This is a genomic window from Ruegeria sp. BG11 (assembly GCF_056538565.1).
The window spans coordinates 317,912-340,031 of the sequence record NZ_JBQFTH010000004.1 but is presented as its reverse complement, the minus strand read 5'-3'; the positions used below and the strand labels follow the sequence as shown (position 1 = coordinate 340,031).

Genomic DNA, 22,120 nt, shown 5'->3' with positions numbered 1-22,120 from the left:
TCAAAGACAAATGATCCCGCAAAAAACCAGACAATAACGTCCGACCCTCAACATCACCGCTCACAGACATGCCATTCACAGTCAGCGATATCTTCATCACATTTTCCTCCCTTAAATCCGTAGCTCAACCGCCCAAAACGCGCTTGAGCCAGCCTTTCTTTTCGGTTGCCTCTTCCGTCTGTTGTTCGGGTTCAGCTGCCGCTTCGCTAGCGGGGGCCTCTGGCTCGACCTCTACCGCGCTTTGGAAATTCTGAAAGAACTGGTCCGCCATTTTCTTGGCGAACCCGTCCACGACGCGACCACCCAGTTGGGCCAGCTTACCGCCCACGCGCGCATCCACGTTGTAGGTCAGCAAGGTGCCTTCGGGAACGTCAGACAGCGTGACATCTGCTGCGCCCTTGGCAAAACCGGCAGCGCCACCCTTGCCTTCGCCCGACAATTTCAGGCTTTCGCCGGAAATCATGTCGGACAGGGTCACTTTCCCTTTGAAAGTGGCTTTGACGGGGCCGACTTTCTGCACCACGGTGGCGTCGAACCCGTCCTCGGCGGTTCCGTTCATCTCCTGGCAGCCAGGGACGCATTCGCGCAGAACATCTGCCGACAGCAGGGCATTCCAAACCTCGGACCGTGGCGCGGCTATTGTGCGGCTGTCATGTAACTCCATGTCACTCCTCCAGAGTTTTTTCCAACCTAGGGCGTCGGGGCCGCAAAGCATATGCGACCTTGGGCGTAGTCAGCGAAGTTCGGGAGGGGTATGCGTCAGCCCGTAATCCTCGAAGATTTTGGCGATGCGGCCATCCTGAAGCGCGGCATAGATCGCGTCATCGACCGCATAGCTCAGGCCGCGATAGGCAAAATGCACGGCCACGCCGCTGGTCCAGGTGCTGACAGCAAAGCCGGGCAGCGGAGGGGAGTGGATATCCAGATCCGGGGTCAGTCCGGCCTCTAGCTGGGCGCGGGGGCCCATTGCGGCCATCGTTTCACCCGCGGCCAAAGCCTCCATCGCCTGATCTGCGGTTGGGAACCGGCTGACATTCTGAGACAGTTGCCCACCGGGAAAAGACGATAGGTAGAAATCGGCAATTGAATCGTTTTCAACCGCGACGGTGTCAAAACGGAAATACGCCGGAACCGGAGGGTCTTCGGGATAGGCATCGCGGCGAAAGGCGATTGCGATTTCCTCGTCATGATACTGACCGGTGAAAACCACCTGTTCGACTCGGCAAGCAAATTCGCTGTCATAGGGAATGTGCAGCATGACATTGGCCACGCGCCCGTTGATCAGCGGGCCCTTCCAAATCCAGTTTCGCAGATCGGCCTCTAGGTTTTCTCCCGCTGCGACCAGATTGAACCGAGGCTCGACCCCCAGATCCTGTGCGATCAGCTTGCCGATTTCGATGTCCACGCCCTGTATCTTGCCATCCTCTTCAAAGGACCAGGGCGCAAAGTCTTCGTAGGCAGCGAATTCGATATAGCCGCGCTCGACAATGGTATCGAGATCCGCGCCCACGATATCACGGCTGGCATTCTGGGGTTTGGGTTGGGGCACATGGTCTTCACACCTGGCCAGAGCCGACCCGGCGGACAGGGTGGCGACCAACAGGGAGAGAATGAAATGGCGTCCGATCATGTACCCCAGTCTGCCGTTCTATTGCGCGGCAGACAATCCGATAGTCAGCTGTTCCGCCGCTTGTGCGAAATCCGGGGCCTCGCCCGAGATCAGCACCGCAGCGCGCAGGGCCACCGAGTCGGCCACAGGCGCGCCTGAGCCGGTTTCGATTGTACCCGCGATCTCGGTCAGTTCGGATTGCAGGGCGGCTGTGTCCCCATCCGCGCCCTCGGCCATGGCAGCCAGCTCGTCGCGGATTTCCTTCAACCGGTCCGAATGATCATCCAACGCGCCGTCGTCAGGGCGGGTCTCGATATAGGTGCGAATGGCCCAGGCGGCCTTTTGGCCCAACAAATCACCAAAGGCGGGCATCTTGGTGATACCGTTCTGGGTATAGCCCTCGCGGAAGCGTTCGATATACCACTCATCGCCGTATTCTTCGGCCTCGAGGTAGCGCAGGTCGGGGGCCAGTCCGCCCGATACGACGCCCAGTCCGTGGCAGCGCGCGCAGTTCTGGTTGTAGCCGGAATCGCCGATTTCGATTGCAGCCTGCCAGACCTCTTCGCCCTGATCGCGATAGGGGTTTTCGATCAGCCATTCCTCGCTCACGTCGGGAAGGGCATCCGTATTTACTGGCTGGGGCGCGACATCTCCATGTGCCAGCGCCATTCCCGCTGTCACCGTTGCCGCAAGCGCCGCGCTGTAAAAACCAAGACGCATCTCATCCTCCTATTGAAGCTTTCCCCGGTCATAGCGCAGGCAAATACATCGCGACATTCGACCTTGGTTGCAGATGGGCAAAATCTGCGACTAAGGTCGAATGGCTTTCCCATTTTCGACCGGCTTTTACTTTTAGGGCCGGGGAGGAGGCGCAGAATGTTCAGGTTTTCTTTTGTTCTTGCAGCCTTGGCGCTGGCATCTGGCGCTGCGCAGGCCGAGGTTGCGATTTCAGTGACTTACCTGCAGCAAGAAGTTGAGCGTCCTCCGGTGCTGTCCAACCTTGATCCGATTCCTGAAGACCTGGGCATGGCGGGCGCCGAGCTAGGTCTGGCTGATAACCTGACAACAGCCAAGTTTCTGGGGCACAAATACGATCTGACAGTGACCACGGTGCCCGAGGGCGGGGACTGGGCCCAAGCCGCGCGGCAGGCTTTGGCCAATAGTCCCTTCGTCATTCTGGACGCGCCTGCGCAAGCGCAGCTTGAGGTCGCCAATCTGCCCGAAGCAGCGGGTGCGGTGCTGTTTAACGCCTCGGCTCCTGATCTGTCGCTGCGCGAGTCCGAGTGCCGTGCCAACCTGTTGCACACCTTGCCATCGGACGTGATGCGCACCGACGCTCTGGCGCAGTTCCTGGTCAAACGCCGGTGGGAAGATATCGTCCTGATCGCTGGCGAGCATCCGGGGGATCAGGCCTTTGCCGAGGCGCTGAAACGGTCGCTGCAAAAGTTCCGGTTGGAGTTGCAAGCAGAAAAGACATGGGTGTTCGATGCCGACTTGCGGCGCAACGCAGCGCAAGAAGTGCCACTGTTTACGCAGGATTTCGGCGACTATGACGTGCTGCTTGTCGCTGATGAGCTGGACGATTTCGGCCGCTATATCCCCTTCAACACGTGGGAACCGCGCCCCGTTGCCGGGTCCGAGGGGTTGCAGCCCGTCACTTGGTCGCGCGTGGTTGAACAATGGGGCGCTGTGCAGATGCAGAACCGTTTTGCCGATCAGGCAGGGCGGGCGATGCGCCCCAAGGACTACGCCGCATGGGCGGCCTATCGGGTCCTGGGCGAGGCGGTGACGCGTACTCAATCCGACGATCCGGCGGTTCTGCGCGACTATATCCTGTCGGATGATTTCGAACTGGCTGGTTTCAAAGGCCGCGCGATGAATTTCCGGGCCTGGAACGGCCAGTTGCGGCAGCCCATCCCTCTGGTCACGGATCGCGCCGTAGTGGCGATGGCTCCGCTTGAGGGGTTTCTGCATCAACGCACTGAACTGGACACGCTTGGCATTGATGAAGCCGAAAGTCAGTGTCAGGCATTTAAGGAGTAGTAGCGATGAGACTAGCAGCACTTCTGGCAGCGACCGCGCTTAGCGCTCCGGCCACTGCGGATGAGATCTGGATCAGCAATGAAAAGGACGACACGCTCAGCGTGATCGACATCGAAACGCTTGAGGTGATCCGTACGATCGAGACCGGAGAACGCCCGCGCGGGATTACGTTCTCCAAGGACTACTCGGTTCTCTATATCTGCGCGTCCGACAGTGACTCGGTTCAGGTAATGGACCCCGAAACGGGCGAGATTCTCCATGACCTGCCCTCGGGCGAGGACCCCGAACAGTTTGTGCTGCACCCAAATGACAAGCATCTCTACATCGCCAACGAGGATGACGCGATCACCACGGTGGTGGATACGGAATCGCGCACGGTGATTGCGCAGATCGACGTGGGGATCGAACCCGAAGGGATGGCCGTGTCGCCCGATGGCAAGATTGCCATCACCACGTCCGAAACCACCAATATGGCCCATTGGATCGACACCGAGACACAAGAGCTGTTCGCCAATACTCTGGTCGATTCCCGCCCGCGCCATGCCGAGTTCCTGAAGGACGGGACCGAGCTGTGGGTCAGCTCAGAAATCGGCGGCACCATCACCGTGTTCGACGTGGAAACCCAGACCGAAAAGGCCAAGATCGAGTTTGAGGTCGAAGGCGTCCACCCCGACCGGGTGCAGCCCGTGGGATTTGAGCTGTCCAACGGCGATGAGACCGCCTTTGTCGCGCTGGGGCCTTCGAACCATGTAGCGGCAGTTAATGCTGAAACCTATGAGGTTGAAGACTACATCCTCGTGGGTCGCCGCGTCTGGCACATGGATTTCAACGCCGACAAGTCGCTGCTGTTTACCACCAATGGCGTGTCTGGCGATGTGACCGTGATTGATGTGGCCAAGCGCGAACCGATCAAGACGATCAAGGTTGGGCGTTTCCCCTGGGGCGCGGCCTTCCGTCCGATCAACTGACAAGATTGAGGAGACTTAAGTGATGAAGCGACTGATATGCGTGGCCGCGATGTTGGCTATGACTTTGCCCGCTGCGGCTTTGGCCGACGATGATGATGACGACGGCTTTGGTCTGGCCGGAATACTGTCGGCCAAGAACAAGGAAGACCTGCCTCCGATCATTCTCTCCGCCGGTGTCCCCTTGGCCGAGGCCCCGTGGGAGCTGAAATCCGGCACCTATTATGAGTTCGAAATCCAAGGCGATGGCAGTCAGGAACTGGCTCTGGTCGGGCCAGAGTTCTTCCGCGCGATCTGGGTGGACGAGATCGTGGTCGAAGGGCTGGAAATCCGGCCTCTGGGCGTCGATTCCGTTGAGTTTGACGAGGCGGGCGAGATGGAAATAGGCTTTGTCGCGATCAAACCGGGCAGCTACTATCTGAAAGTGCCGGGCAGCACCGGCGAAACGCAGCGGCTGGAGATTACCATTAAGTGACAGGGCTTTCGGTCCGCAATGTCAGCTACGCCTATGGCGACAAACGCGCCCTTGATGACGTGAGCTTTCACGTCCCGCAGGGCGCGTTTTGCGCGTTGCTGGGGCCCAATGGCGCAGGGAAATCGACGCTGTTTTCCCTGCTGACCCGCCTGTTCACCACCCCTCAGGGGGTGATTGAGGTGGCGGGGTTCGATATCTCGAAACAACCCCGTCAGGCCTTGGCGCAGATCGGGGTGGTGTTTCAGCAGCCGACGCTGGATCTGGACCTCACTGTTCATCGCAACCTCAGCTATTTCGCTGCCTTGCATGGCCTGTCAGGGCGTACAGCCGAGAGCCGCATCGCCGCCGCTTTGGAACGTCTGGATATGGCCGAACGCGCAAGCGAACGCACCCGCGATCTGAATGGCGGCCACCGCAGACGGCTGGAGATCGCGCGTTGCCTGATCCATGCGCCCTCGGTCCTGTTGCTGGACGAACCGACAGTGGGGCTGGACGCAGCAGCCCGCAGCGCCATCACCCAACATGTGCATGATCTGTCGGCGCAGGATGGGTTGACCGTGTTATGGGCCACCCATCTGACCGATGAGATCACCCCCGACGATCAGCTTGCCATCCTTCACCAGGGCAAGATGCTGAAACAAGGCACCTGCCGGGACATCACCTGCGACCAACCCCTGCAACAGGTGTTTCTGTCTATGACCGGAGCCTCCGCATGACGGGCGCGCTGATCGCCCTGCGCGCGATCCTGATCCGCGAGGCGCTGCGCTTTGTCCGCCAACGCAGCCGGTTCATCGCCGCTTTGGTGCGCCCGCTGGTCTGGCTGATCGTCTTCGCAGCCGGGTTCCGCGCGGCCCTGGGCCTGTCGATCACGCCGCCCTATCAGACCTATATCACCTATGAGATCTACATCGTTCCGGGCCTCTGCGGCATGATCATGCTGTTCAACGGCATGCAAAGCTCCCTCAGCCTTGTTTATGACCGCGAGATGGGGTCGATGCGGTTGCTGCTGACCAGCCCTCTGCCGCGATGGTGGCTGTTGTTCTGCCGCCTGCTGGCCAGCACCACAATCTCGATCCTGCAGGTCTATACCTTTCTGGCGGTTGCCGCGATCTACGGCATCGATATGCCGTGGTACGGATATCTGTGCGTCTTTCCCGCACTGATCATTGCCGGGCTTATGCTCGGCGCATTGGGTCTGGCGCTGTCCTCGGCCATCAAACAGCTTGAGAATTTTGCGGGGGTGATGAATTTTGTCATCTTCCCGATGTTTTTCCTGTCCTCGGCGCTCTACCCGCTTTGGAAGATGGCCGAAAGCTCGGCCCTGTTGCGTGATATCTGCGCGCTCAACCCTTTTACCCACGCGGTCGAGCTGATCCGGTTTGCGCTCTATGGTCAGTTCAACGGCCCGGCCCTTGGCTGGACCATCGTCGCCGGACTGGCCTTCCTAGGCCTCGCGCTGTGGGGCTATGATCCGGCCCGCGGGACAAAACGCCCCGGTCGCTAGGCCGTCTACGACCATGGCAGAGGTGAAATGCGCCCCCCGATGCGCTAGGATGCCCTTCAAACGGAGGGTTCTTTCATGATCCGTATCGCAATTGCATTGCTGTTTCTGGGCACAGCGGCCTCGGCCCAGACGGTCGAGGATGAGTTCGGCACGCTCAACCCGCAGGACACGGGCTTTGGCCGCGTCATGAGCAATATTGAGAATGGCATCACCGATATGACGACCTGTGCGACCGGCTACTACATCACCAAATCCGGCCGTCACGAGATGGCGCGCAAGCTGTTCGAAAGCTGCGCCAATGCCGGGTATACCGGCGCGATGGCATGGATGGGGCAGTTGGACAATAACGGGCTGGGCGGAGAATATGATCCCGATGCCGCCGCCGCTTGGGACAAACGCGCCGCTGATTTGGGCGACCCGGTGGGCAAGTTCAACTATGGTCTGAACCTGCTGCGCGGCCACGGGGTGGTGCAAGACCCCGAGCTAGGCCGCGCCTATGTGGATGAAGCCGCAAGCGACGGCCTGAAGATCGCCAAACGTCTGCAAGAGTCTGGCTATGATCCGAACGAGGTCACGCCGGACGCAGATGAGTGGAAATACGCGCCACTATTCTGAGCTGGGTGCGCTGGAGTAGCCGAACACTGGAAAAGGCGCGGACGCCCGATGGTGCAAGGTTGCCCAAATCGCAACCAACCTCTGATCAGTCGATCACGACCTGCGGTAGCCAGTGACTGTCGGGATCGGCCTCGTGGATGTCTGCCTCAGATACGGGCCTCAGATCTCCGTCTTCGGGTGGGGCCGATAAGATGCCCATGTCCATTTCATGCAACTGTCCGATCAGGCGGTCGCCATCGCGCTGCAGGCGGTAGTAGACCCCGTTCCACATATCAATGCCGTATTCGGTGGCGCCCTTGTGGATAAACAGCAGGTCGTATTCCAGATCGGTCAGATCATCGTCCGAGACATCGCGCCGCAGAGCATAAGGGTAGGGGACATGGCACCAGTGTTTGTCCGCCCCCTCAAGACAGCGAAACGGGCGCATGGACAGGAAATGGTCTGCAAAGGGGCCCGCGCTCAGGTCGATTTGATAGGCTGTGGCGTCGCCCTTGGGTTCGAAAGTCACGTTTCCGATCAACAGCTTGTTGCCTTCTCCGTCGACCAGAGAAATGGTCTTTTGCCCGGACAGCGGATCGGCCAGCGCGGGCTGCGCGTAGATCAAAACCGCAGGGATAAACCAAGTGAAAAGCCGCCGCATCATCGCCTCGCGCATCAAAAAAGATGGCTCAACCTAGTTGAAATCGGGTGATAGCGCCCTACGACCAATGTGCAATTCCAACACCGGTGCCTGCCTGCGAATATTACTCTCGCCAACAATCCCGACGCGTCGGAGATTCGGCGTGGAGGAAAGACATAAGTCTAGGGAGGATACCGATGAACCGGTTTATCATGGCCGCCGCTGCGAGCATTGTCGCAACCGGCGCAGCCTATGCAGAAGTTACCGAAGACGATCTGGCCAATGACCAAACGATCACCACTCAGGTTGTGACCAATGGTATGGGGCGGCATTTGCAGCGCTACAGCCCGCTGGACATGCTGAATAAGGACAACGTCAAGAACCTGCTTCCGGCCTGGGCCTTCAGTCTTGGTGGAGAAAAGCAGCGCGGGCAGGAAACTCAGCCGCTGATCTATGACGGGATGATGTATATCACCGGGTCTTATTCACGCCTCTATGCGATTGATCTGGAGACCGGCAAAGAGGTCTGGCAATACGATGCCCGCCTTCCCGAAGGCATTCTGCCCTGCTGTGACGTGGTCAACCGGGGTGCTGCCATCTATGGCGACAAGGTCATTTTCGGCACGCTGGACGCACGGATCGTAGCGCTGAACAAAGACACGGGCGACGTGGTCTGGCGCGACAAGATTGCTGACTACAAGGCGGGCTATTCCTACACGGCGGCGCCGTTGATTGTTGATGGCCTGGTCATCACCGGCAACTCGGGCGGTGAGTTCGGTATCGTCGGCGCGGTTCAGGCCCGGGACGTCAATACCGGCGATCTGGTTTGGGAACGCCCCGTGATCGAAGGTCACATGGGCACGCTGAACGGCGAAGAAAGCACCATGACTGGTGAGCTGAACGCGACCTGGCCCGGTGACATGTGGAAAACCGGCGGCGGCGCGACCTGGCTGGGCGGCTCTTACGATGCTGACACCGATACGCTGGTCTTCGGCGCAGGCAATCCGGCCCCGTGGAACAGCTGGCTGCGCAATGCGGGCACCCCCACCGAAGGCAACAAGGGCGACAACCTTTATGCCGCCAGCCGCATCGGGATCGACCCCAAGACCGGCGAGATCAAGTGGCATTTCCAGACCACCCCGCGTGAAGGTTGGGACTATGACGGTGTGAACGAAGTGGTCGCTTATACCGACCGCGAGGGCAACCAGCGCTACGCCACTGCCGACCGGAACGGGTACTTCTATGTTCTGAACCGTGAGGATGGTGGGTTCGTCTCGGCGACACCTTTCGTCAAGGATATCACATGGGCCGACGGAATTGATGAGACCGGCCGTCCGATCTTTGTCGAAAACAACCGTCCCGGTGATCCGGCCGCTGCGGCCGATGGCAACAAGGGAGAGGTCATCTTTGCCTCGCCGTCCTTCCTGGGCGGCAAGAACTGGATGCCAATGTCGTTCTCGCAGAACACCGGCAATTTCTATGTGCCTTCGAACGAATGGGGCATGGATATCTGGAACGAGCCGATCACCTACAAGAAAGGTGCCGCCTATCTGGGCGCGGGCTTTACCATCAAGCCGAACTACGAAGATCACATCGGCTCGCTCAAGGCCATAGACCCCGATACCGGTGAGTGGAAGTGGGAATATAAGAACGACGCTCCGCTGTGGTCGGGCGTGATGACCACGGCTGGTGGTCTGGTCTTCTTCGGTACACCTGAAGGCGAGTTTATCGCGCTGGATGACGAAACCGGTGAGAAACTGTGGTCGTTCCAGACTGGCTCCGGCATCGTCGGTCAGCCTGTGACCTGGGAACAGGATGGCGAGCAGTATGTCTCGATCATCTCCGGCTGGGGCGGTGCGGTTCCGCTGTGGGGCGGTGAGGTGGCCAAGAAGGTCAACTACTTGAACCAGGGCGGTACCTTGTGGACCTTCCGCCTGCCGAAAGAGCTGGCCTCGGCGAATTGAGGCGGGTTCTGACTTCAAAGATCGCGCGCTCGGCATCCGGGCGCGCGTTTTCTTTGGTCTACGACCTTCCGCCAGTAGGCGTATGCCAACGGTGTTGCTAGACTCAGAGCAAAGAGAGTTTCAATGCAAAGGCGACCTTGATGCTTGCAGAACCCGCCAGACAGACCGACTTTGAGAATGTTCTGATTGTCGACGATCACCCGCTGTTCTGCGACGCCTTGTCGATGACCCTGCGCAGTGTGGCCGAGATCGGCGAAATTCACACCGCAGACCGTTTGGAAAACGCTATGGAGCTGGTGTCCAAAGGGCTGAAACCGGATGCGGTGATGCTGGACCTGAACCTGCCGGATGTGGATGGCCTGGATGGTCTGGTGCGCTTGAAATCCGCGGCGGATGCGCCGGTGATTGTTGTGTCCTCGTTGACCGACAACCGTGTGATCAGTCAAGTGATCAAGGCAGGAGCATCGGGATACGTGCCCAAGCATAGCCAGCGCGATGTGTTCCGCACCGCGTTCGAGACGGTGCATGCGGGGGGGATCTTTGTCCCCGATGGCTGCGTTCTGATCGAAGATGAGGAAGAGGATGAACATAGCGATGCGGTTAACCGGCTTGCCGCGCTGACCAATCAACAGGGCCGCATTCTGCAACTGATCTGCGAGGGCAAGTTGAACAAGCAGATCGCCTATGACCTGTCGATTGCCGAAACAACGGTTAAGGCGCATGTCACTGCAATCATGCGGAAACTTGGCGTTCAAAGCCGCACTCAGGCGGTTCTGATTGCCAAGAAAGCATCGTTTGCCAGCGTATTGCAAGAATAGGGTCAGATACTCTAACCTCTCAGCAATCGTCGGGCTTTAGGGAGGAGTCGCGATGAACCAAGCATTCGGATGGGCCAGCGCCCAGTCCGTCAGGCCAGGCATCGTAAAGACGGCATTTGCGGAATGCAGCGCCGATAACGCAGTCAGGGAACTGTCCAAGTCGTTGGGGGATGATCCCATGGCGCTGATCATTCTGTTTGTCAGCCCCAATGCCGATGCCGCGGCGGTGATCGCCGAGGCTGAACAGGAATTTGCGCCCACGATGGTGGTCGGATGCACCACCGCCGGAGAGCTTGCCGAAGGTGGCTATAACGAGGATCAGATCGTCGCACTTGCCTTGCCGCGCTCACATTTTGAAACGCGCACCATTCTGTTGCCGGACCTGAATGATTTCTGTGCGCAAGACATCATTGCCGAAATGATCCATAACCGAACCGCAATGACGCGCAGCTTTCCCGCTTGGGAAAACGAATTCACCTTCTTGATGATCGACGGCTTGTCCACCAAAGAAGACGAGCTGACATCCGAGCTGGCGATGGGGTTGGGGCCGGTGCCTCTGTTCGGTGGGTCTGCCGGCGACGGGACCGAGTTCGGCCATACCTATGTTCTGCATGGATCACAGGCGTTGGAGAACGCGGCCATTTTGGTGCAGGTGCGAACCTCGTGCCCGATCAAGGTGTTCAAGACAGATCATCTTGTTCCCGCCGCGCAGCGTATGGTCGTGACCAAAGCCGACCCCGCCAACCGCATCGTTCAGGAAATCAACGCAGAACCCGCAGCGCGGGAATATGCGCGCATCCTTGGCAAAGACCCCGAACAGCTGACCCCCTTTACCTTCGCGGCTCATCCGGTCGTCGTCCAGATCGGAGGTCAACATCATGTACGGGCCATTCAACAGGTTGCGGGTAATGGCGATCTGGTGTTCTTTTCGGCCATTGATGAGGGGCTGGTTCTGACCCTAGCCGAACCGCGCGACATGACGGTGCATCTGCAGGAAGAGATCGCGGCGCTGAACGAAAAGCAAAAGCCCGACACGATCCTGGCCTGCGACTGTATCCTGCGGAGGCTCGAGGCGCAGGAGAAACAGAAAACGCACGAAATCTCGCGCATTCTGTCGGACAATCATGTGGTCGGATTCTCGACTTATGGGGAGCAGTTCAACTCGATCCACGTCAATCAGACGTTGACCGGGGTCGCGATCTATCCGCCCGGGGACGACTAGCGGATGATCGAGCATCTAACCGACCCGCGGGATCCGATCGAGCGCCAGAATGAAAAACTGCTGAGGATCGTCGAGGCGCTGATGCGCCGGGTCGAAGAATCTACCGATGCTTCGGGTGCTGCCTATGCGCAATTCCAACGCGCCGCCGTGTTGGAACAAGAGATCCGCACCCGCACGGATGATCTGGAGCGTGCTCTGGACCTTCTGAACGCATCCAACGCGCAATTGGCCAAGGCCAACGAGGAGACCGAAGCTGCTCGGGCCAATTTGGCGAACGCGATCGAGGCGGTGAAGGATGGCTTTGCCCTGTTTGGGCGCGATGAAAAACTGGTGCTGTGCAACAGTCGCTTCGGGCTGCACATGCCCGATATCCAGGGCCGGCTGAAACCAGGTCTGCGTTTTACCGAATATGTCGAGCTTGTCAGCCGATCGAGCTCTCTGTTGCTGCCTGAAGGGGTTGCGCCTGTGGACTGGGCCGAACTTCGGTTGACGCGTCATGCGGATGACCATGTGGTGTTCAATGTGGGCCTGAGCGGTAATCGCTGGATGCAGGTCTCGGAGCATCGCACGAAAGATGCAGGCACGGTTATCCTGCAGACGGATGTGACCGATATCATGCGGGTCGAGCGGCTGGAGCGCGACCGCATCTTGGATGACAAATCGCGCCTGATTCGGGCCACGCTGGAACACATCGACCAAGGTGTCTGTATCTTCGACAACAAGCATCGATTGATTGGCTGGAACAACCGAGCCAGTGAGTTGCTGGCGATCCCGGTCGGGCAATTCCAGATGGGCACGCAGTTTGAAACGCTCTATGACCGGCTCGGTTCGAATATGAGTTTCCAACCGGGGATGAGCTGGGGTGATTTGTCCGACTGGACCAAGCGGGCCACCTCTCGGCGGCCCTTGCGGTTTCTGCTGCATCGGGGGCGGTCGAAAATCCTGTCTGTCTTTGCGCAGGAAATGCCCGACAAGGGCTATGTGATTTCATTTACCGATGTGACGGCGGAACGAAAATCGGCGCAGGCGCTTCAGGACGCCAAGGAATTGCTAGAAAAACGCGTTGAAGCGCGCACCGTTGAACTGGCCGACGCGCTGGGCGAGGCGGAACGGGCCAATGCGTCAAAGTCCCGGTTTGTTGCCGCTGCAAGTCATGATCTGTTACAACCTCTTTCTGCCGCTAAGCTTTATGTGGCTTCGCTGAAAAACGGGTTGGATCAGGCGGAAACGCATGATGTGGCCACAAAGGCGGAAAGTGCGCTCAATAGCGTGGAGCATATCCTTGAGGCTCTACTGGATATTTCGAAATTGGATTCCGGCAGCGCGACAGTCCACCTCTCGACCGTGTCGGTTGGCGATATGTTCAAGCAGATGGAGGACGCTTTCCGCCCGGTTGCACATGCCAAAGGATTGGAGTTGCGAGTGGTGCCGACCAGCGCCCTTGTAGCCAGTGATGCCAGCTACTTGCGCCGCATCCTTCAGAACCTGCTTTCCAACGCAATCCGCTATACCGATACTGGCAAGGTTCTGGTTGGGGTGAAGCGTCGTAAAACCCGCGTGTCGATCGAGGTTCTGGATACCGGAATTGGCATCGCCGCCGATCAGCGCGACATGGTTTTTCAGGAATTCAAGCGGGTGCAATCGGACGCGAGTGCGGCCGAAGGCATGGGCCTTGGTCTTGCTATTGTCGAGCGCGCCTGCGGGTTGCTCAACCACCCGATTCATCTGCGCTCCGAGTTGGGAAAAGGAACGGTGTTCTCCGTCGAAGTCCCTGTGGTACAGGACCAAGGGCAGTTCAGCGAAGGCCGCCCCGCTGCTGCTGACAGGAAAACGGGTCAACTGGCGGATATGATCGTTCTGCTGATTGAAAATGACGCAAATCTCAGAAATGCGCTGACGCTGACGCTCGAGTCCTGGGGCGTTCACGTGCTGGAGTGTGGCGGTGAGGAACAGGCCGTGGACCTGCTGCGTGAGATCGGTATCACACCCGATGCGATCGTCGCGGACTACCAGTTGGATAACGGAAGAATCGGGACTGAAGCGGTGCGTCGGATCAAAACGGAATTCAGCGATGTGCCCGCCTGCATCATCTCGGCCAACCGGTCGCCTGAAACGGCGGAAGAATGCAAGGCGAACGGGTTGGAGTTGATACACAAACCCATCGACGCCAAAGAGCTTAGACATCAATTGGTCAGCTTGATTTCGCGTTGATCTTTGCACGGGTCTGCTCGCGGACCGTGACAGCTAGATCTTGGCATTGATGTTGCTCAAGATCGACCCGCGCTGAACGAAGGGCTGTTGAGTCTCCGAATGCTGAGCCGGTTCGATTATGGGGAGTGATGCGTTGCGTAGTGTGAAACGGCGGTTGCTGAAATCGAGTATTCTGGCGCGATTCTCTTTTGGTAATTTTTTGTGAATAAAATGGTATTTAAGTTAAGAGCCATTGAGTGTTTTTGGGTATATCACTAGGGTGCGCGCCATGACCCAGACAACGAAAACAATCGGAACGACCTGCTATCGCCATCTCGGCAATGAAGGGCTGGAAACCGCCCGGTTCGATGATGAAACCTTCCTGCGGGTCTCGCCCGAGGCTGTCAGCAATTTGACCTCAACCGCCTTTGCGGATGTCTCGCATCTGTTGCGCACCAGCCATCTTGCCCAGCTACGCGAGATTCTCGATGACACGGATGCCTCGGCCAACGATCACTACGTGGCGCTGGAGTTGCTGAAGAACGCGGTGATCTCGGCCGAGCGAGAATTCCCGAGCTGTCAGGACACCGGAACGGCGATCATTCACGGCAAGAAAGGACAGAACGTTCTGGTGCAGGGCGATCTGCATGCGGCGGTCGAGCAGGGGGTCAAGGACACCTGGGAAACGCGCAACCTGCGCTTCTCGCAAATGGCCCCGCTCAGCATGTTTCGCGAACAAAACACCGGAACCAACCTACCCGCGCAGATCGACATCGAGGCGCTCAGCGGGGATGCTCTGGAGTTCCTGTTTATGGCCAAAGGGGGTGGCTCGGCCAACAAGACGTTTTTGTATCAGGAAACAAGGCGACTGCTGGAACCCGAACGGATACTGGTGTTTTTTGATGAGAAGATACGGACCTTGGGTACAACGGCTTGCCCGCCATACCATCTGGCGATTGTCATTGGGGGGCTGTCGGCTGAACACTGTCTAAAAACGGTCAAGAAAGCCTCGGCCAAGGAATTGGATGATCTACCCACGACCGGTAGCCCCGATGGGCGTGCCTTTCGCGATCTGGAGCTTGAGGCGCAGATTCTGGAGCTGACCCGCAACATGTCGCTGGGTGCCCAGTTTGGCGGAAAATATTTCTGCCATGACGTGCGCGTCATTCGACTGCCGCGCCACGGAGGAAGCCTGCCGGTTGGCATGGGTGTCAGCTGTTCGGCGGATCGCCAGATCAAGGGGCGGATCGACCGGGATGGGATCTGGGTCGAGCAGTTGGAACACGATCCGGCTCGGTTTCTGCCCGCGCAGGATGTCGCGGCGCAATCCGCAACTCGGATCAACCTGGACCAGCCGATGGATGATATCTGTGCTGAATTGTCCAAACTGTCCGTCTCAAGCCCGGTTCTGCTGTCCGGCACCATGATTGTCGCGCGCGATTTGGTGCATGCCGAACTGGCCCGGATGATCCGAGAGGGTCAGGAGCTACCGGACTACATCCGCGATCACCCAGTCTACTACGCGGGCCCGGCCAAGACGCCCGAAGGCTATGCCTCAGGCTCTTTCGGGCCAACCACTGCCGCGCGGATGGACCCTTATGTGCCGGAACTGCAAGCGCTGGGCGCGTCCCGCGTGATGATCGCCAAAGGCAATCGCGCGCCCTCGGTCGTACAAAGCTGCAAGGAGCATGGTGGGTTCTTCCTGGGCTCGGTTGGCGGGGCGGCGGCAGTTCTGGGCAAGGACGTCATCAAAAACATCGAAACGCTGGATTTTCCCAACTTCGGGATGGAGGCCGTCTTTCGCATAAAAGTCGTGGATTTCCCAGCATTTGTGACTATTGACGACAAAGGAGGAGACTTCTTTACCCGCAAACCCGCCTTCTAGCGCACAGGAGCCGCAATGCCGCCCACATCGGACAAGATTACCCTGCGCCAGTTGCAGATATTTCTGGTGGCGATCGAGACGCGCAGCTTTGTGCGCGCGGCTGAGCGCCTGTCACTTACCCCACCTGCGGTTTCGATGCAGATGAGCCGGCTGAGTGAGGAATTCGGCGCGCCTTTGTTCGAGAAATCTGGCCGCTCGGTGATCCCGACCGAAGTTGCAACGGCCCTGGTGCCCTACGCCGAACGCATGACCGAAACACTGGCCGAGGCGGTAGATATTGTGCAGATCATGCAGGGCAAGCTAGACCACCGGGTTCGGGTGGCCATGGTGACCACTGCGCGCAATTTCGGCCCACATCTGCTAGCGCAGTTTCAGCAGGAACACCCGGAATGCGATCTACAGTTCAAAATCGCCAACCGGCGCAGCGTGATTGAGATGCTGGATACCGATCAGATCGACCTTGCGCTCATGGGTCGCCCGCCGCGCCGGATAGAGACAACGGCGCATCAATTCGCGAAACATCCATATGTTTTGATCGGCCACCCGGATCATCCGCTGGTGCGCTCCAGACGCATCCGACGCTCGGACTTGTCGCACCATCAGTTCATCGTCCGCGAACGGGGGTCGGGCACGCGCATGGTGCATGAGTTCTTTTTCTCGGACTCTGGCCTGCCGCAGCCGAAGGCGCAGGAAATGGACAGTAATGCCAATATCAAACAGGCGGTCATGGCGAATATGGGGCTGGCCTTTATATCGGCCCACACGATTGCGCTGGAGGCGATGGCCGGAAAGCTGAAAATCCTGAACGTTGAAGGGATGCCTGAATATCGCGACTGGTTCGTTTTGCATATGCGCAACAAACCGCTGCGTCCGGCGGCGCGGTCCTTTCGGGATTTCGTGGATCAGAAAGGCCCGTCCTTCATGGATGATTTCTTCAAAGACGCCGGGATTGCAACATAGAGTGCGCCCGCGCCACGATGGGCGGATCGATCATTTTGCCACCCAGCATGACGGCACCCAGCCCCTGCTGAGTGGCCCGATCAAAGGCTTCGACCACGCGGGTTGCTTGTTCGATCTCGGAGGCGCTGGGCGTGAAAAAAGCGTTGACGATTTCGACCTGACGCGGATGGATGCACAGGACAGCGTCAAAACCAATTTTGCGCCCAAGGTCGACGCAGCTGCGGAAACTGTCCATATCGTGGATCTCGGCAATGCTGCCCGGTAGGCCGATGGCCTTCAGGCCACCCGCTTTGGCCGCATGGATCAAAGACTGCGCCGGGCCTTTCAACGCCTCGACTGAGGGCGCATGGCCGCAATCGGTCGAGAAGTCCTCAGTCCCGAATGCAAGTGCGGTCAGCCGGGGGGTCGCTTTCACGATACGCGCGGCGTTCATCAGCCCTTGGGCTGTTTCGATCAAGGCAATCAGTTTGATATGACCCTCGGGAAGTTTGGCCTGTCGCTCCAGCATCGACAGATAGACAGCCACCAGACGCAGGTGATCCGCCCCGATGACCTTGGGCAGCATGATTGCGTCAACGCTAGGCAGGATGGCAGCCTCAAGATCGCGGACGCATTCGCCCAGATCGGCATTGACCCGTATCACAACCGACACATCACGGGCGGTCAGCACAGAGACCGCCTCTGCCAACCCATCCCGCGCGGCCTGTTTGCGGTCGCGCGGGACGCTGTCCTCAAGGTCCAGCAGGATCGCATCCGCGCCCCGTTCATGCGCGCGGGCAATCAGCTCCGGTCGATGTGCCGGAGTGAACAGGTAGGACCGGATCATGCGGCAGCGGTCTCGGCGAATTCGGACCGAATGGTATCGGTATGTTCGCCAAGCGCGGGCACACGGCCAAAGCGCGGTGTTTCCGGATCAAAGCTGTGGCGCACGGGGGCTGCAACCAGATGCGCCTCATCCCCGTTTTCCAGCGTGACCGGCGTGCGGCGCAGCTGCGCGTGTTCGACAAAGGTGCTGACCGAGTTCACAGCCCCATAAGCGATGGCTGCCGCGAACAACTTGCCTTCCAACTCGGCCCGGCTGTGGCGGGCAAAGAACCCGGCCACGATGGCATCCAGTTCGGCGCGGTTAGCAACCCGCTGGGCCGCATCGCAGAACCGTGGGTCGGTGGCCAATTCGGGCTGCCCGATGACATCGGCGCAGAGGCGTTTCCACTCGCGTTCGTTCTGGATCGAGATCGCCAGAACCTCATCATCTTTGGTGGCAAACCCACCATAAGGCGCGATGGACGGGTGATGCAGGCCAACTGGCTGCGGCGCTTTACCCGCATAAACCGTATGCATCAAAGGCACGGTCATCCAATCGGCGGCCGTGTCGAACAGGGACAGCTTCACCGCGCTGCCCTTGCCGCTGATGCTGCGCGCGATCAGTGCCTTCTGGATGCCTATGATCGCATTCATGCTGGCGCCGATATCGCAGACCGAAACGCCAATCCGACCGGGATGGCCGGGCGCTCCGTTGACCGAGACCAGCCCGCTTTCGCATTGCACCAGAAAGTCATAGGCCTTCATGTCGCTGTACCGTCCATCCTCGCCATATCCGCTGATATCGCAGGTGATCAGGCGCGGGGTCCGTTTGCGCAGGACATCCTCGCCAAACCCGGCGCGGGCAATGGCGCCGGGGGCGAGGTTCTGGATGAACACATCCGCCTCGTCCAGAATACGGTGCAGCAGAGCGGCATCCTCGGGGTGTTTTATATCCAGACACAGGCTTTCCTTGCCGTGATTAGCCCAGACGAAATAGGACGCCGAGCCTTTCACCGCACCGTCGTATTTGCGGGCGAAGTCTCCGGTGTCACGCTCGATCTTGATGACGCGAGCGCCGCCCTGGGCAAAGTGGCACGACGCGAGGGGGGCAGCGACGGCCTGTTCCAGAGATACGACCAGCAGGCCTTCATAGGGTTTGAGTTGGGTATCGGTCATGCGGCAGCTCGTGTGTTCAAAAGCGCAAGGGTGCGGTGCATTTCGTTGGCGACGATGGTCATGCCTTCGTCAAAGCCCATGCCGGGTTTGACCAGCACGCGGTCGGGGCGGGTGGCCATGGCGGCGTGCAGACAGGCGCGGGCCGAGATGTCGGTCTCGTTGCAGGTGCCGCCCTGATACGCCGCGACACCGTTGGCCTTACAATAAAGGACCGCGTCGACCGTATTGTGCAGCGATCCCAGATCGGGGGTCTTGATCTGGACCATGTCACAGCAATCGGCGTCGACGAAATCGACTACGTCCTGATAGGTGTTGCACCATTCGTCAGCCACGATTTTCACTTTGCTGCCAAGCGCCTGCAGAGACGCCCGGATGTCGCGCAGCAAGGTGATCTGCCCGTCTTTTGAACCGGCGTCCGCAGGCCCTTCGATATACAGATCGAATGGGGCGGCGCGTTGTTCCAGCGTTGCCATATAGTTGGCGATTTTCACCGCGTCATTGTCAAAGATCATGCCCACCGTACCGTAGACGTCGATATGCAGTACCGGATGATAGCTCTCATCCGTGCGCAGAGCTTGAATGCGGCGCGACAGCCATGTGACATATTCGGCCAGTTTCCCGCCCGTCTGGCCCAGTTTCTGAGGGATGTTGTTGATAAGGCCGTGGGGCAGGGCATCGACCTGTTTCAACACCATCTTGTCCACGGCTTCATAGCGGTTGTCGCCGCTCTGCCCAAACAGGCGCAGAGGGGCCGCGATGGCCTCAAGCCCCCATTCGTCGCAGATCACCTCGAATTTCATCTTGCCTTTGGCAATCGAGGCCGCAGACAGCAAAGCCTGCGACAGGCCATAGCGTACGGCGGTGTGCAGAGGTTGGCCATCCACGACCAGCGTATCGAAGAATTCCGCGCTTTCGCGGAAGCTATGCACATCATGCCCGATCAGCTGCGGCGTCAGATGTTCCTGCAGGAATGGGATGACGAAGGAGGCCAGAAACAGCGGATCACGCCCGGCGGCACCGGAATATTGCACGGCGGCGCAATCGCCCTCGGCGATCTGGCCGTTTTCCAGTTCAAGCAGGATCGAGACACTTTCCCCAAATTGTCGGACGCGGGCGAAGCCGTCAGTCTGGGCCTGCCCGCAATAGACAAACCCGTCCTGCTTGGCCCCCTGTTTGATCGCTGCCTGATCGTCGAAATAGTACGAGGCCAGCCCCGGCGCGAAAACAACCTTCTTGATCTTCATGACACTCTCTGTGTGTTAAGCGGAAACCGAAGGCCGACCGATGAGTTTGCTGGCCGAGATGGCGCGGACGTCGTCGACGACCATGTCAAAGGACACCTCGCGCCCCTCAGACCGGGCGCGTTCCGCGATACGCTCGCGGTGGAAGGCCATGACGTCCTTGGGCAGCGGCACATTTCCGGTTTCGAAAATCCGCAGCGCGCCGTGGTTGTCTCGTACCGGTGTCAGTTTGCCCGCGTTCCCGATGGCGGGGGCGAAGGGGATATCCATGACGCCGCTCTCAAAGGCCAAAACGGCTCCGCGTGCGATGTCGCCCTTGCCCAGTTTCAGAACGGCGCGCATGACGGCGTGAACCTCGGCCTCGATCACCTCAACCTCGGTCAGGATTTCGTTGCCGTCATTGCGGTTCTGGTCTGCGATCATGTTGATCATCTGGCGGGTCGCCTTGAGCCCGGCCTGGTTCGCCTCAAGCGAGGGGATGCCGCTGGCCTCATGCGGGGTTTTCACGATGATCTTGGTGGCCCGCGCCTGTTTCGCGGCCAGTGCACCCAGACAGATCACGGCGGTAGCCTTGGCCTCATCCTCAGGGAAGCCGCCCATCCATTGGTGGAACACGGTGGTCAGCTGGTAATCATCATAGCCTGCGTTCTGGAAATAGTGGTGCCCCAGCCACCGCAACGACCGCAGCGCAGCGACGTCTTGCACCAGATTGCCCGCTTGACCATAGCCCAGTGTGATACAGCGCACGCCCTGTTCCAGCGCCAGCAGACCTTCGATGATGGCAACCACATGCGAGACAAAAGGCGGCACCAGCGTCCCGGTCAAAGGGCCAAACGGTTCGCGGTTGATGCGGATACCGTGTTCTTCGAACCGGCCCACCAGGCGGTCGCAATATTGCCAATGGCGGATCGACTGCTCTAGCGGAATGTTCTTTGCATAGGGGATGTTATACGAAATCCCGCCGCCCTCGTAGGACGAAAAACCTGAACTGAGTGTCACTTCGGCCAGCAGGCGTGCATCCGGTGTGCCGTGCCGGACCTGAATGGGTTTTGAGACGGCCTCGACCAGGCGTGTGCAGCCTTCCACACCATGATTGACCGCCGGAAATCCGTTCAGTAGCGAGGTGCCCGCCGCGCGGGAGCGGTCGATACCATCCTGCGCCTCATCATATCGGTTGTGACGGGTATAGGCGTCGATGGTGGTGGGCAGCACGTCGCAATAGGGGGCCAGCCCCTCCATCAGCGCGGTGTGTTCGCGCAACAGCGCAACGCCCGCACGGGATTGCAGCAGCGTCTTGCCGGTTTCATCCGCATCCGCCAAGGCCGCCGAGAACCGCTTTTCCGAGGGCAGCGCATGCTGACGGGCAAGACCTGCGTCAAAATCCACATCGGCTCCGGTGTGCCAGGATTGCAGAACGCCCTCACGCTCGGAGTCGAAAACGGAATCGGGCAGCTTGGAATTCGTGATTTCTGGCGTGCCGGTCATGTCACCATCTGCCTTTGCTAGATTGCGGCCCAATCGGCGAACCCGGTTGCGAAAGCGCCCGAGTTGTGGCCGAGGTTTGGAAGACGGCTCATGTCGATGTCGTCTTTCAACAGAGCCACGACCTCGTCGATGTTAGCTGAAGCTGGGAAGACGCGGTCATAGCCCATGTCTTTGAAGCGGGTGACGACGGTCGCGAAATCCTGTTTGCCAATCACGAGGTTCCCACCGACATAGAGCAAGATGTTCCCGATCCCTGCAGCCTCGCACCGGTCGCGCAGGCCCTGGCAATCGATCTCACCGTGCCCGTAGATGGATGAGACAAGGATCGCATCAGCTTTTTGAGCAACGGCTGCGGCGACGAATTCGCTCTGGCTGACCATGACGCCGAGGTTAACGACCTCGATCCCGGCCCGTGTCAGCAGGCTATCGAGGATCTTGTTGCCTACAGCGTGGCAATCTGCACCGATCACTCCCAAAACGACTTTATGCGTGGTGCTGGCGTCGAACATGTCTCGCTCCTCCTGTGTCGCGCTTTGGGGTGTCGT

General features: G+C 59.1%; 21 protein-coding genes and 1 pseudogene. 12 read left to right on the top strand and 10 right to left on the bottom strand.

Translation table 11 applies throughout. The features are described from left to right. From ACR0JF_RS09215 to pedF, 4 genes and pseudogenes are all read right to left on the bottom strand, one after another. Positions 1–97, bottom strand: a pseudogene (locus ACR0JF_RS09215) ((2Fe-2S)-binding protein); the annotation flags it as partial. Between the two features lie 27 nt (positions 98–124). After that, positions 125–664 (bottom strand): SRPBCC family protein, encoded by a 540-nt coding sequence (locus tag ACR0JF_RS09210; RefSeq protein WP_170643214.1) that lies wholly within the window; start codon positions 662–664, stop codon positions 125–127. A gap of 69 nt (positions 665–733) precedes the next feature. Further along, on the bottom strand, positions 734–1,630 hold the full coding sequence (locus ACR0JF_RS09205) for a transporter substrate-binding domain-containing protein (RefSeq protein WP_170658863.1): 897 nt from the start codon (positions 1,628–1,630) through the stop codon (positions 734–736). 18 nt (positions 1,631–1,648) lie between these two features. After that, positions 1,649–2,329: a cytochrome c-550 PedF gene (gene pedF / locus ACR0JF_RS09200; protein ID WP_170549083.1), complete on the bottom strand. Its 681-nt coding sequence runs from the start codon at positions 2,327–2,329 to the stop codon at positions 1,649–1,651. Between the two features lie 156 nt (positions 2,330–2,485). Between pedF and ACR0JF_RS09195 the strand changes: the two genes are divergently transcribed. From ACR0JF_RS09195 to ACR0JF_RS09170, 6 genes are all read left to right on the top strand, one after another. After that, a complete protein-coding gene (locus tag ACR0JF_RS09195; protein WP_170658865.1) occupies positions 2,486–3,652 on the top strand; it encodes an ABC transporter substrate-binding protein in 1,167 nt (388 codons plus the stop codon). Between the two features lie 5 nt (positions 3,653–3,657). Next, positions 3,658–4,620 carry a YVTN family beta-propeller repeat protein gene (locus tag ACR0JF_RS09190; RefSeq protein ID WP_170658867.1) on the top strand — a complete coding sequence of 321 codons (963 nt, stop codon included), beginning with the start codon at positions 3,658–3,660 and terminating at the stop codon, positions 4,618–4,620. A 22-nt stretch (positions 4,621–4,642) separates the two neighbouring features. Beyond that, positions 4,643–5,092 carry a cupredoxin domain-containing protein gene (locus ACR0JF_RS09185; protein WP_170658869.1) on the top strand — a complete coding sequence of 150 codons (450 nt, stop codon included), beginning with the start codon at positions 4,643–4,645 and terminating at the stop codon, positions 5,090–5,092. Beyond that, the gene (locus ACR0JF_RS09180) at positions 5,089–5,808 is read left to right on the top strand and encodes an ABC transporter ATP-binding protein (RefSeq protein ID WP_170658870.1); all 720 of its coding nucleotides are present in this window, start codon (positions 5,089–5,091) and stop codon (positions 5,806–5,808) included. The genes ACR0JF_RS09185 and ACR0JF_RS09180 overlap by 4 nt, the downstream gene beginning before the upstream one ends. Then, entirely contained in the window at positions 5,805–6,596 is a 792-nt protein-coding gene (locus tag ACR0JF_RS09175) for an ABC transporter permease (RefSeq protein ID WP_170658873.1), read from the top strand. Before ACR0JF_RS09180 ends, ACR0JF_RS09175 begins: the two co-directional genes overlap by 4 nt. A gap of 75 nt (positions 6,597–6,671) precedes the next feature. After that, positions 6,672–7,211, top strand: a complete 540-nt coding sequence (locus tag ACR0JF_RS09170; protein WP_170658875.1) for a sel1 repeat family protein — start codon at positions 6,672–6,674, stop codon at positions 7,209–7,211. A gap of 85 nt (positions 7,212–7,296) precedes the next feature. Here ACR0JF_RS09170 and ACR0JF_RS09165 read toward each other — a convergent pair whose 3' ends face one another. Further along, a complete protein-coding gene (locus ACR0JF_RS09165) occupies positions 7,297–7,851 on the bottom strand; it encodes a hypothetical protein (RefSeq protein ID WP_480669170.1) in 555 nt (184 codons plus the stop codon). Positions 7,852–8,027: 176 nt separating this feature from the next. Between ACR0JF_RS09165 and ACR0JF_RS09160 the strand changes: the two genes are divergently transcribed. The 6 genes from ACR0JF_RS09160 to ACR0JF_RS09135 all read left to right on the top strand — a co-directional run bounded on the left by ACR0JF_RS09160 (position 8,028) and on the right by ACR0JF_RS09135 (position 16,869). Continuing rightward, positions 8,028–9,794 (top strand): PQQ-dependent methanol/ethanol family dehydrogenase, encoded by a 1,767-nt coding sequence (locus ACR0JF_RS09160; protein WP_170658879.1) that lies wholly within the window; start codon positions 8,028–8,030, stop codon positions 9,792–9,794. A gap of 140 nt (positions 9,795–9,934) precedes the next feature. Then, complete coding sequence (locus ACR0JF_RS09155) at positions 9,935–10,612, top strand: response regulator transcription factor (RefSeq protein WP_170658881.1); 678 nt, start codon at positions 9,935–9,937, stop codon at positions 10,610–10,612. 52 nt (positions 10,613–10,664) lie between these two features. After that, positions 10,665–11,834 (top strand): FIST N-terminal domain-containing protein, encoded by a 1,170-nt coding sequence (locus ACR0JF_RS09150; protein ID WP_170658885.1) that lies wholly within the window; start codon positions 10,665–10,667, stop codon positions 11,832–11,834. Between the two features lie 3 nt (positions 11,835–11,837). Continuing rightward, positions 11,838–14,045 carry a hybrid sensor histidine kinase/response regulator gene (locus ACR0JF_RS09145; protein WP_170658893.1) on the top strand — a complete coding sequence of 736 codons (2,208 nt, stop codon included), beginning with the start codon at positions 11,838–11,840 and terminating at the stop codon, positions 14,043–14,045. Between the two features lie 268 nt (positions 14,046–14,313). Beyond that, complete coding sequence (locus ACR0JF_RS09140; protein WP_170658895.1) at positions 14,314–15,909, top strand: FumA C-terminus/TtdB family hydratase beta subunit; 1,596 nt, start codon at positions 14,314–14,316, stop codon at positions 15,907–15,909. A 15-nt stretch (positions 15,910–15,924) separates the two neighbouring features. Continuing rightward, positions 15,925–16,869, top strand: a complete 945-nt coding sequence (locus ACR0JF_RS09135; protein ID WP_170658897.1) for a LysR family transcriptional regulator — start codon at positions 15,925–15,927, stop codon at positions 16,867–16,869. On the opposite strand, the gene ACR0JF_RS09130 is transcribed toward ACR0JF_RS09135, so the two are convergent. From ACR0JF_RS09130 to glmS, 5 genes are read right to left on the bottom strand one after another with little or no spacing between them, the layout of a single operon-like run. Then, complete coding sequence (locus ACR0JF_RS09130) at positions 16,844–17,695, bottom strand: HpcH/HpaI aldolase/citrate lyase family protein (RefSeq protein ID WP_170658899.1); 852 nt, start codon at positions 17,693–17,695, stop codon at positions 16,844–16,846. The two genes, ACR0JF_RS09135 and ACR0JF_RS09130, sit on opposite strands and share 26 nt — an antisense overlap. Beyond that, complete coding sequence (locus ACR0JF_RS09125) at positions 17,692–18,849, bottom strand: CaiB/BaiF CoA transferase family protein (protein ID WP_170658901.1); 1,158 nt, start codon at positions 18,847–18,849, stop codon at positions 17,692–17,694. Before ACR0JF_RS09125 ends, ACR0JF_RS09130 begins: the two co-directional genes overlap by 4 nt. Beyond that, the gene (locus ACR0JF_RS09120) at positions 18,846–20,093 is read right to left on the bottom strand and encodes a methylaspartate ammonia-lyase (RefSeq protein ID WP_170658903.1); all 1,248 of its coding nucleotides are present in this window, start codon (positions 20,091–20,093) and stop codon (positions 18,846–18,848) included. The genes ACR0JF_RS09125 and ACR0JF_RS09120 overlap by 4 nt, the downstream gene beginning before the upstream one ends. Before the next feature lie 15 nt (positions 20,094–20,108). After that, positions 20,109–21,575 carry a methylaspartate mutase subunit E gene (locus ACR0JF_RS09115; RefSeq protein ID WP_170658905.1) on the bottom strand — a complete coding sequence of 489 codons (1,467 nt, stop codon included), beginning with the start codon at positions 21,573–21,575 and terminating at the stop codon, positions 20,109–20,111. Positions 21,576–21,592: 17 nt separating this feature from the next. Beyond that, on the bottom strand, positions 21,593–22,084 hold the full coding sequence (gene glmS / locus ACR0JF_RS09110; protein WP_170658907.1) for a methylaspartate mutase subunit S: 492 nt from the start codon (positions 22,082–22,084) through the stop codon (positions 21,593–21,595). Positions 22,085–22,120: the final 36 nt, after the last annotated feature.

Excerpts from the sequence above, each read along its gene's own strand:
- ACR0JF_RS09210 (WP_170643214.1), bottom strand. The coding sequence starts at position 664 with ATGGAGTTACATGACAGCCGCACAATAGCCGCGCCACGGTCCGAGGTT.
- ACR0JF_RS09205 (WP_170658863.1), bottom strand. The coding sequence starts at position 1,630 with ATGATCGGACGCCATTTCATTCTCTCCCTGTTGGTCGCCACCCTGTCC.
- pedF (WP_170549083.1), bottom strand. The coding sequence starts at position 2,329 with ATGCGTCTTGGTTTTTACAGCGCGGCGCTTGCGGCAACGGTGACAGCG.
- ACR0JF_RS09195 (WP_170658865.1), top strand. The coding sequence starts at position 2,486 with ATGTTCAGGTTTTCTTTTGTTCTTGCAGCCTTGGCGCTGGCATCTGGC.
- ACR0JF_RS09190 (WP_170658867.1), top strand. The coding sequence starts at position 3,658 with ATGAGACTAGCAGCACTTCTGGCAGCGACCGCGCTTAGCGCTCCGGCC.
- ACR0JF_RS09185 (WP_170658869.1), top strand. The coding sequence starts at position 4,643 with ATGAAGCGACTGATATGCGTGGCCGCGATGTTGGCTATGACTTTGCCC.
- ACR0JF_RS09175 (WP_170658873.1), top strand. The coding sequence starts at position 5,805 with ATGACGGGCGCGCTGATCGCCCTGCGCGCGATCCTGATCCGCGAGGCG.
- ACR0JF_RS09170 (WP_170658875.1), top strand. The coding sequence starts at position 6,672 with ATGATCCGTATCGCAATTGCATTGCTGTTTCTGGGCACAGCGGCCTCG.
- ACR0JF_RS09165 (WP_480669170.1), bottom strand. The coding sequence starts at position 7,851 with ATGCGGCGGCTTTTCACTTGGTTTATCCCTGCGGTTTTGATCTACGCG.
- ACR0JF_RS09160 (WP_170658879.1), top strand. The coding sequence starts at position 8,028 with ATGAACCGGTTTATCATGGCCGCCGCTGCGAGCATTGTCGCAACCGGC.
- ACR0JF_RS09155 (WP_170658881.1), top strand. The coding sequence starts at position 9,935 with ATGCTTGCAGAACCCGCCAGACAGACCGACTTTGAGAATGTTCTGATT.
- ACR0JF_RS09150 (WP_170658885.1), top strand. The coding sequence starts at position 10,665 with ATGAACCAAGCATTCGGATGGGCCAGCGCCCAGTCCGTCAGGCCAGGC.
- ACR0JF_RS09145 (WP_170658893.1), top strand. The coding sequence starts at position 11,838 with ATGATCGAGCATCTAACCGACCCGCGGGATCCGATCGAGCGCCAGAAT.
- ACR0JF_RS09140 (WP_170658895.1), top strand. The coding sequence starts at position 14,314 with ATGACCCAGACAACGAAAACAATCGGAACGACCTGCTATCGCCATCTC.
- ACR0JF_RS09135 (WP_170658897.1), top strand. The coding sequence starts at position 15,925 with ATGCCGCCCACATCGGACAAGATTACCCTGCGCCAGTTGCAGATATTT.
- ACR0JF_RS09130 (WP_170658899.1), bottom strand. The coding sequence starts at position 17,695 with ATGATCCGGTCCTACCTGTTCACTCCGGCACATCGACCGGAGCTGATT.
- ACR0JF_RS09125 (WP_170658901.1), bottom strand. The coding sequence starts at position 18,849 with ATGACCGATACCCAACTCAAACCCTATGAAGGCCTGCTGGTCGTATCT.
- ACR0JF_RS09120 (WP_170658903.1), bottom strand. The coding sequence starts at position 20,093 with ATGAAGATCAAGAAGGTTGTTTTCGCGCCGGGGCTGGCCTCGTACTAT.
- ACR0JF_RS09115 (WP_170658905.1), bottom strand. The coding sequence starts at position 21,575 with ATGACCGGCACGCCAGAAATCACGAATTCCAAGCTGCCCGATTCCGTT.
- glmS (WP_170658907.1), bottom strand. The coding sequence starts at position 22,084 with ATGTTCGACGCCAGCACCACGCATAAAGTCGTTTTGGGAGTGATCGGT.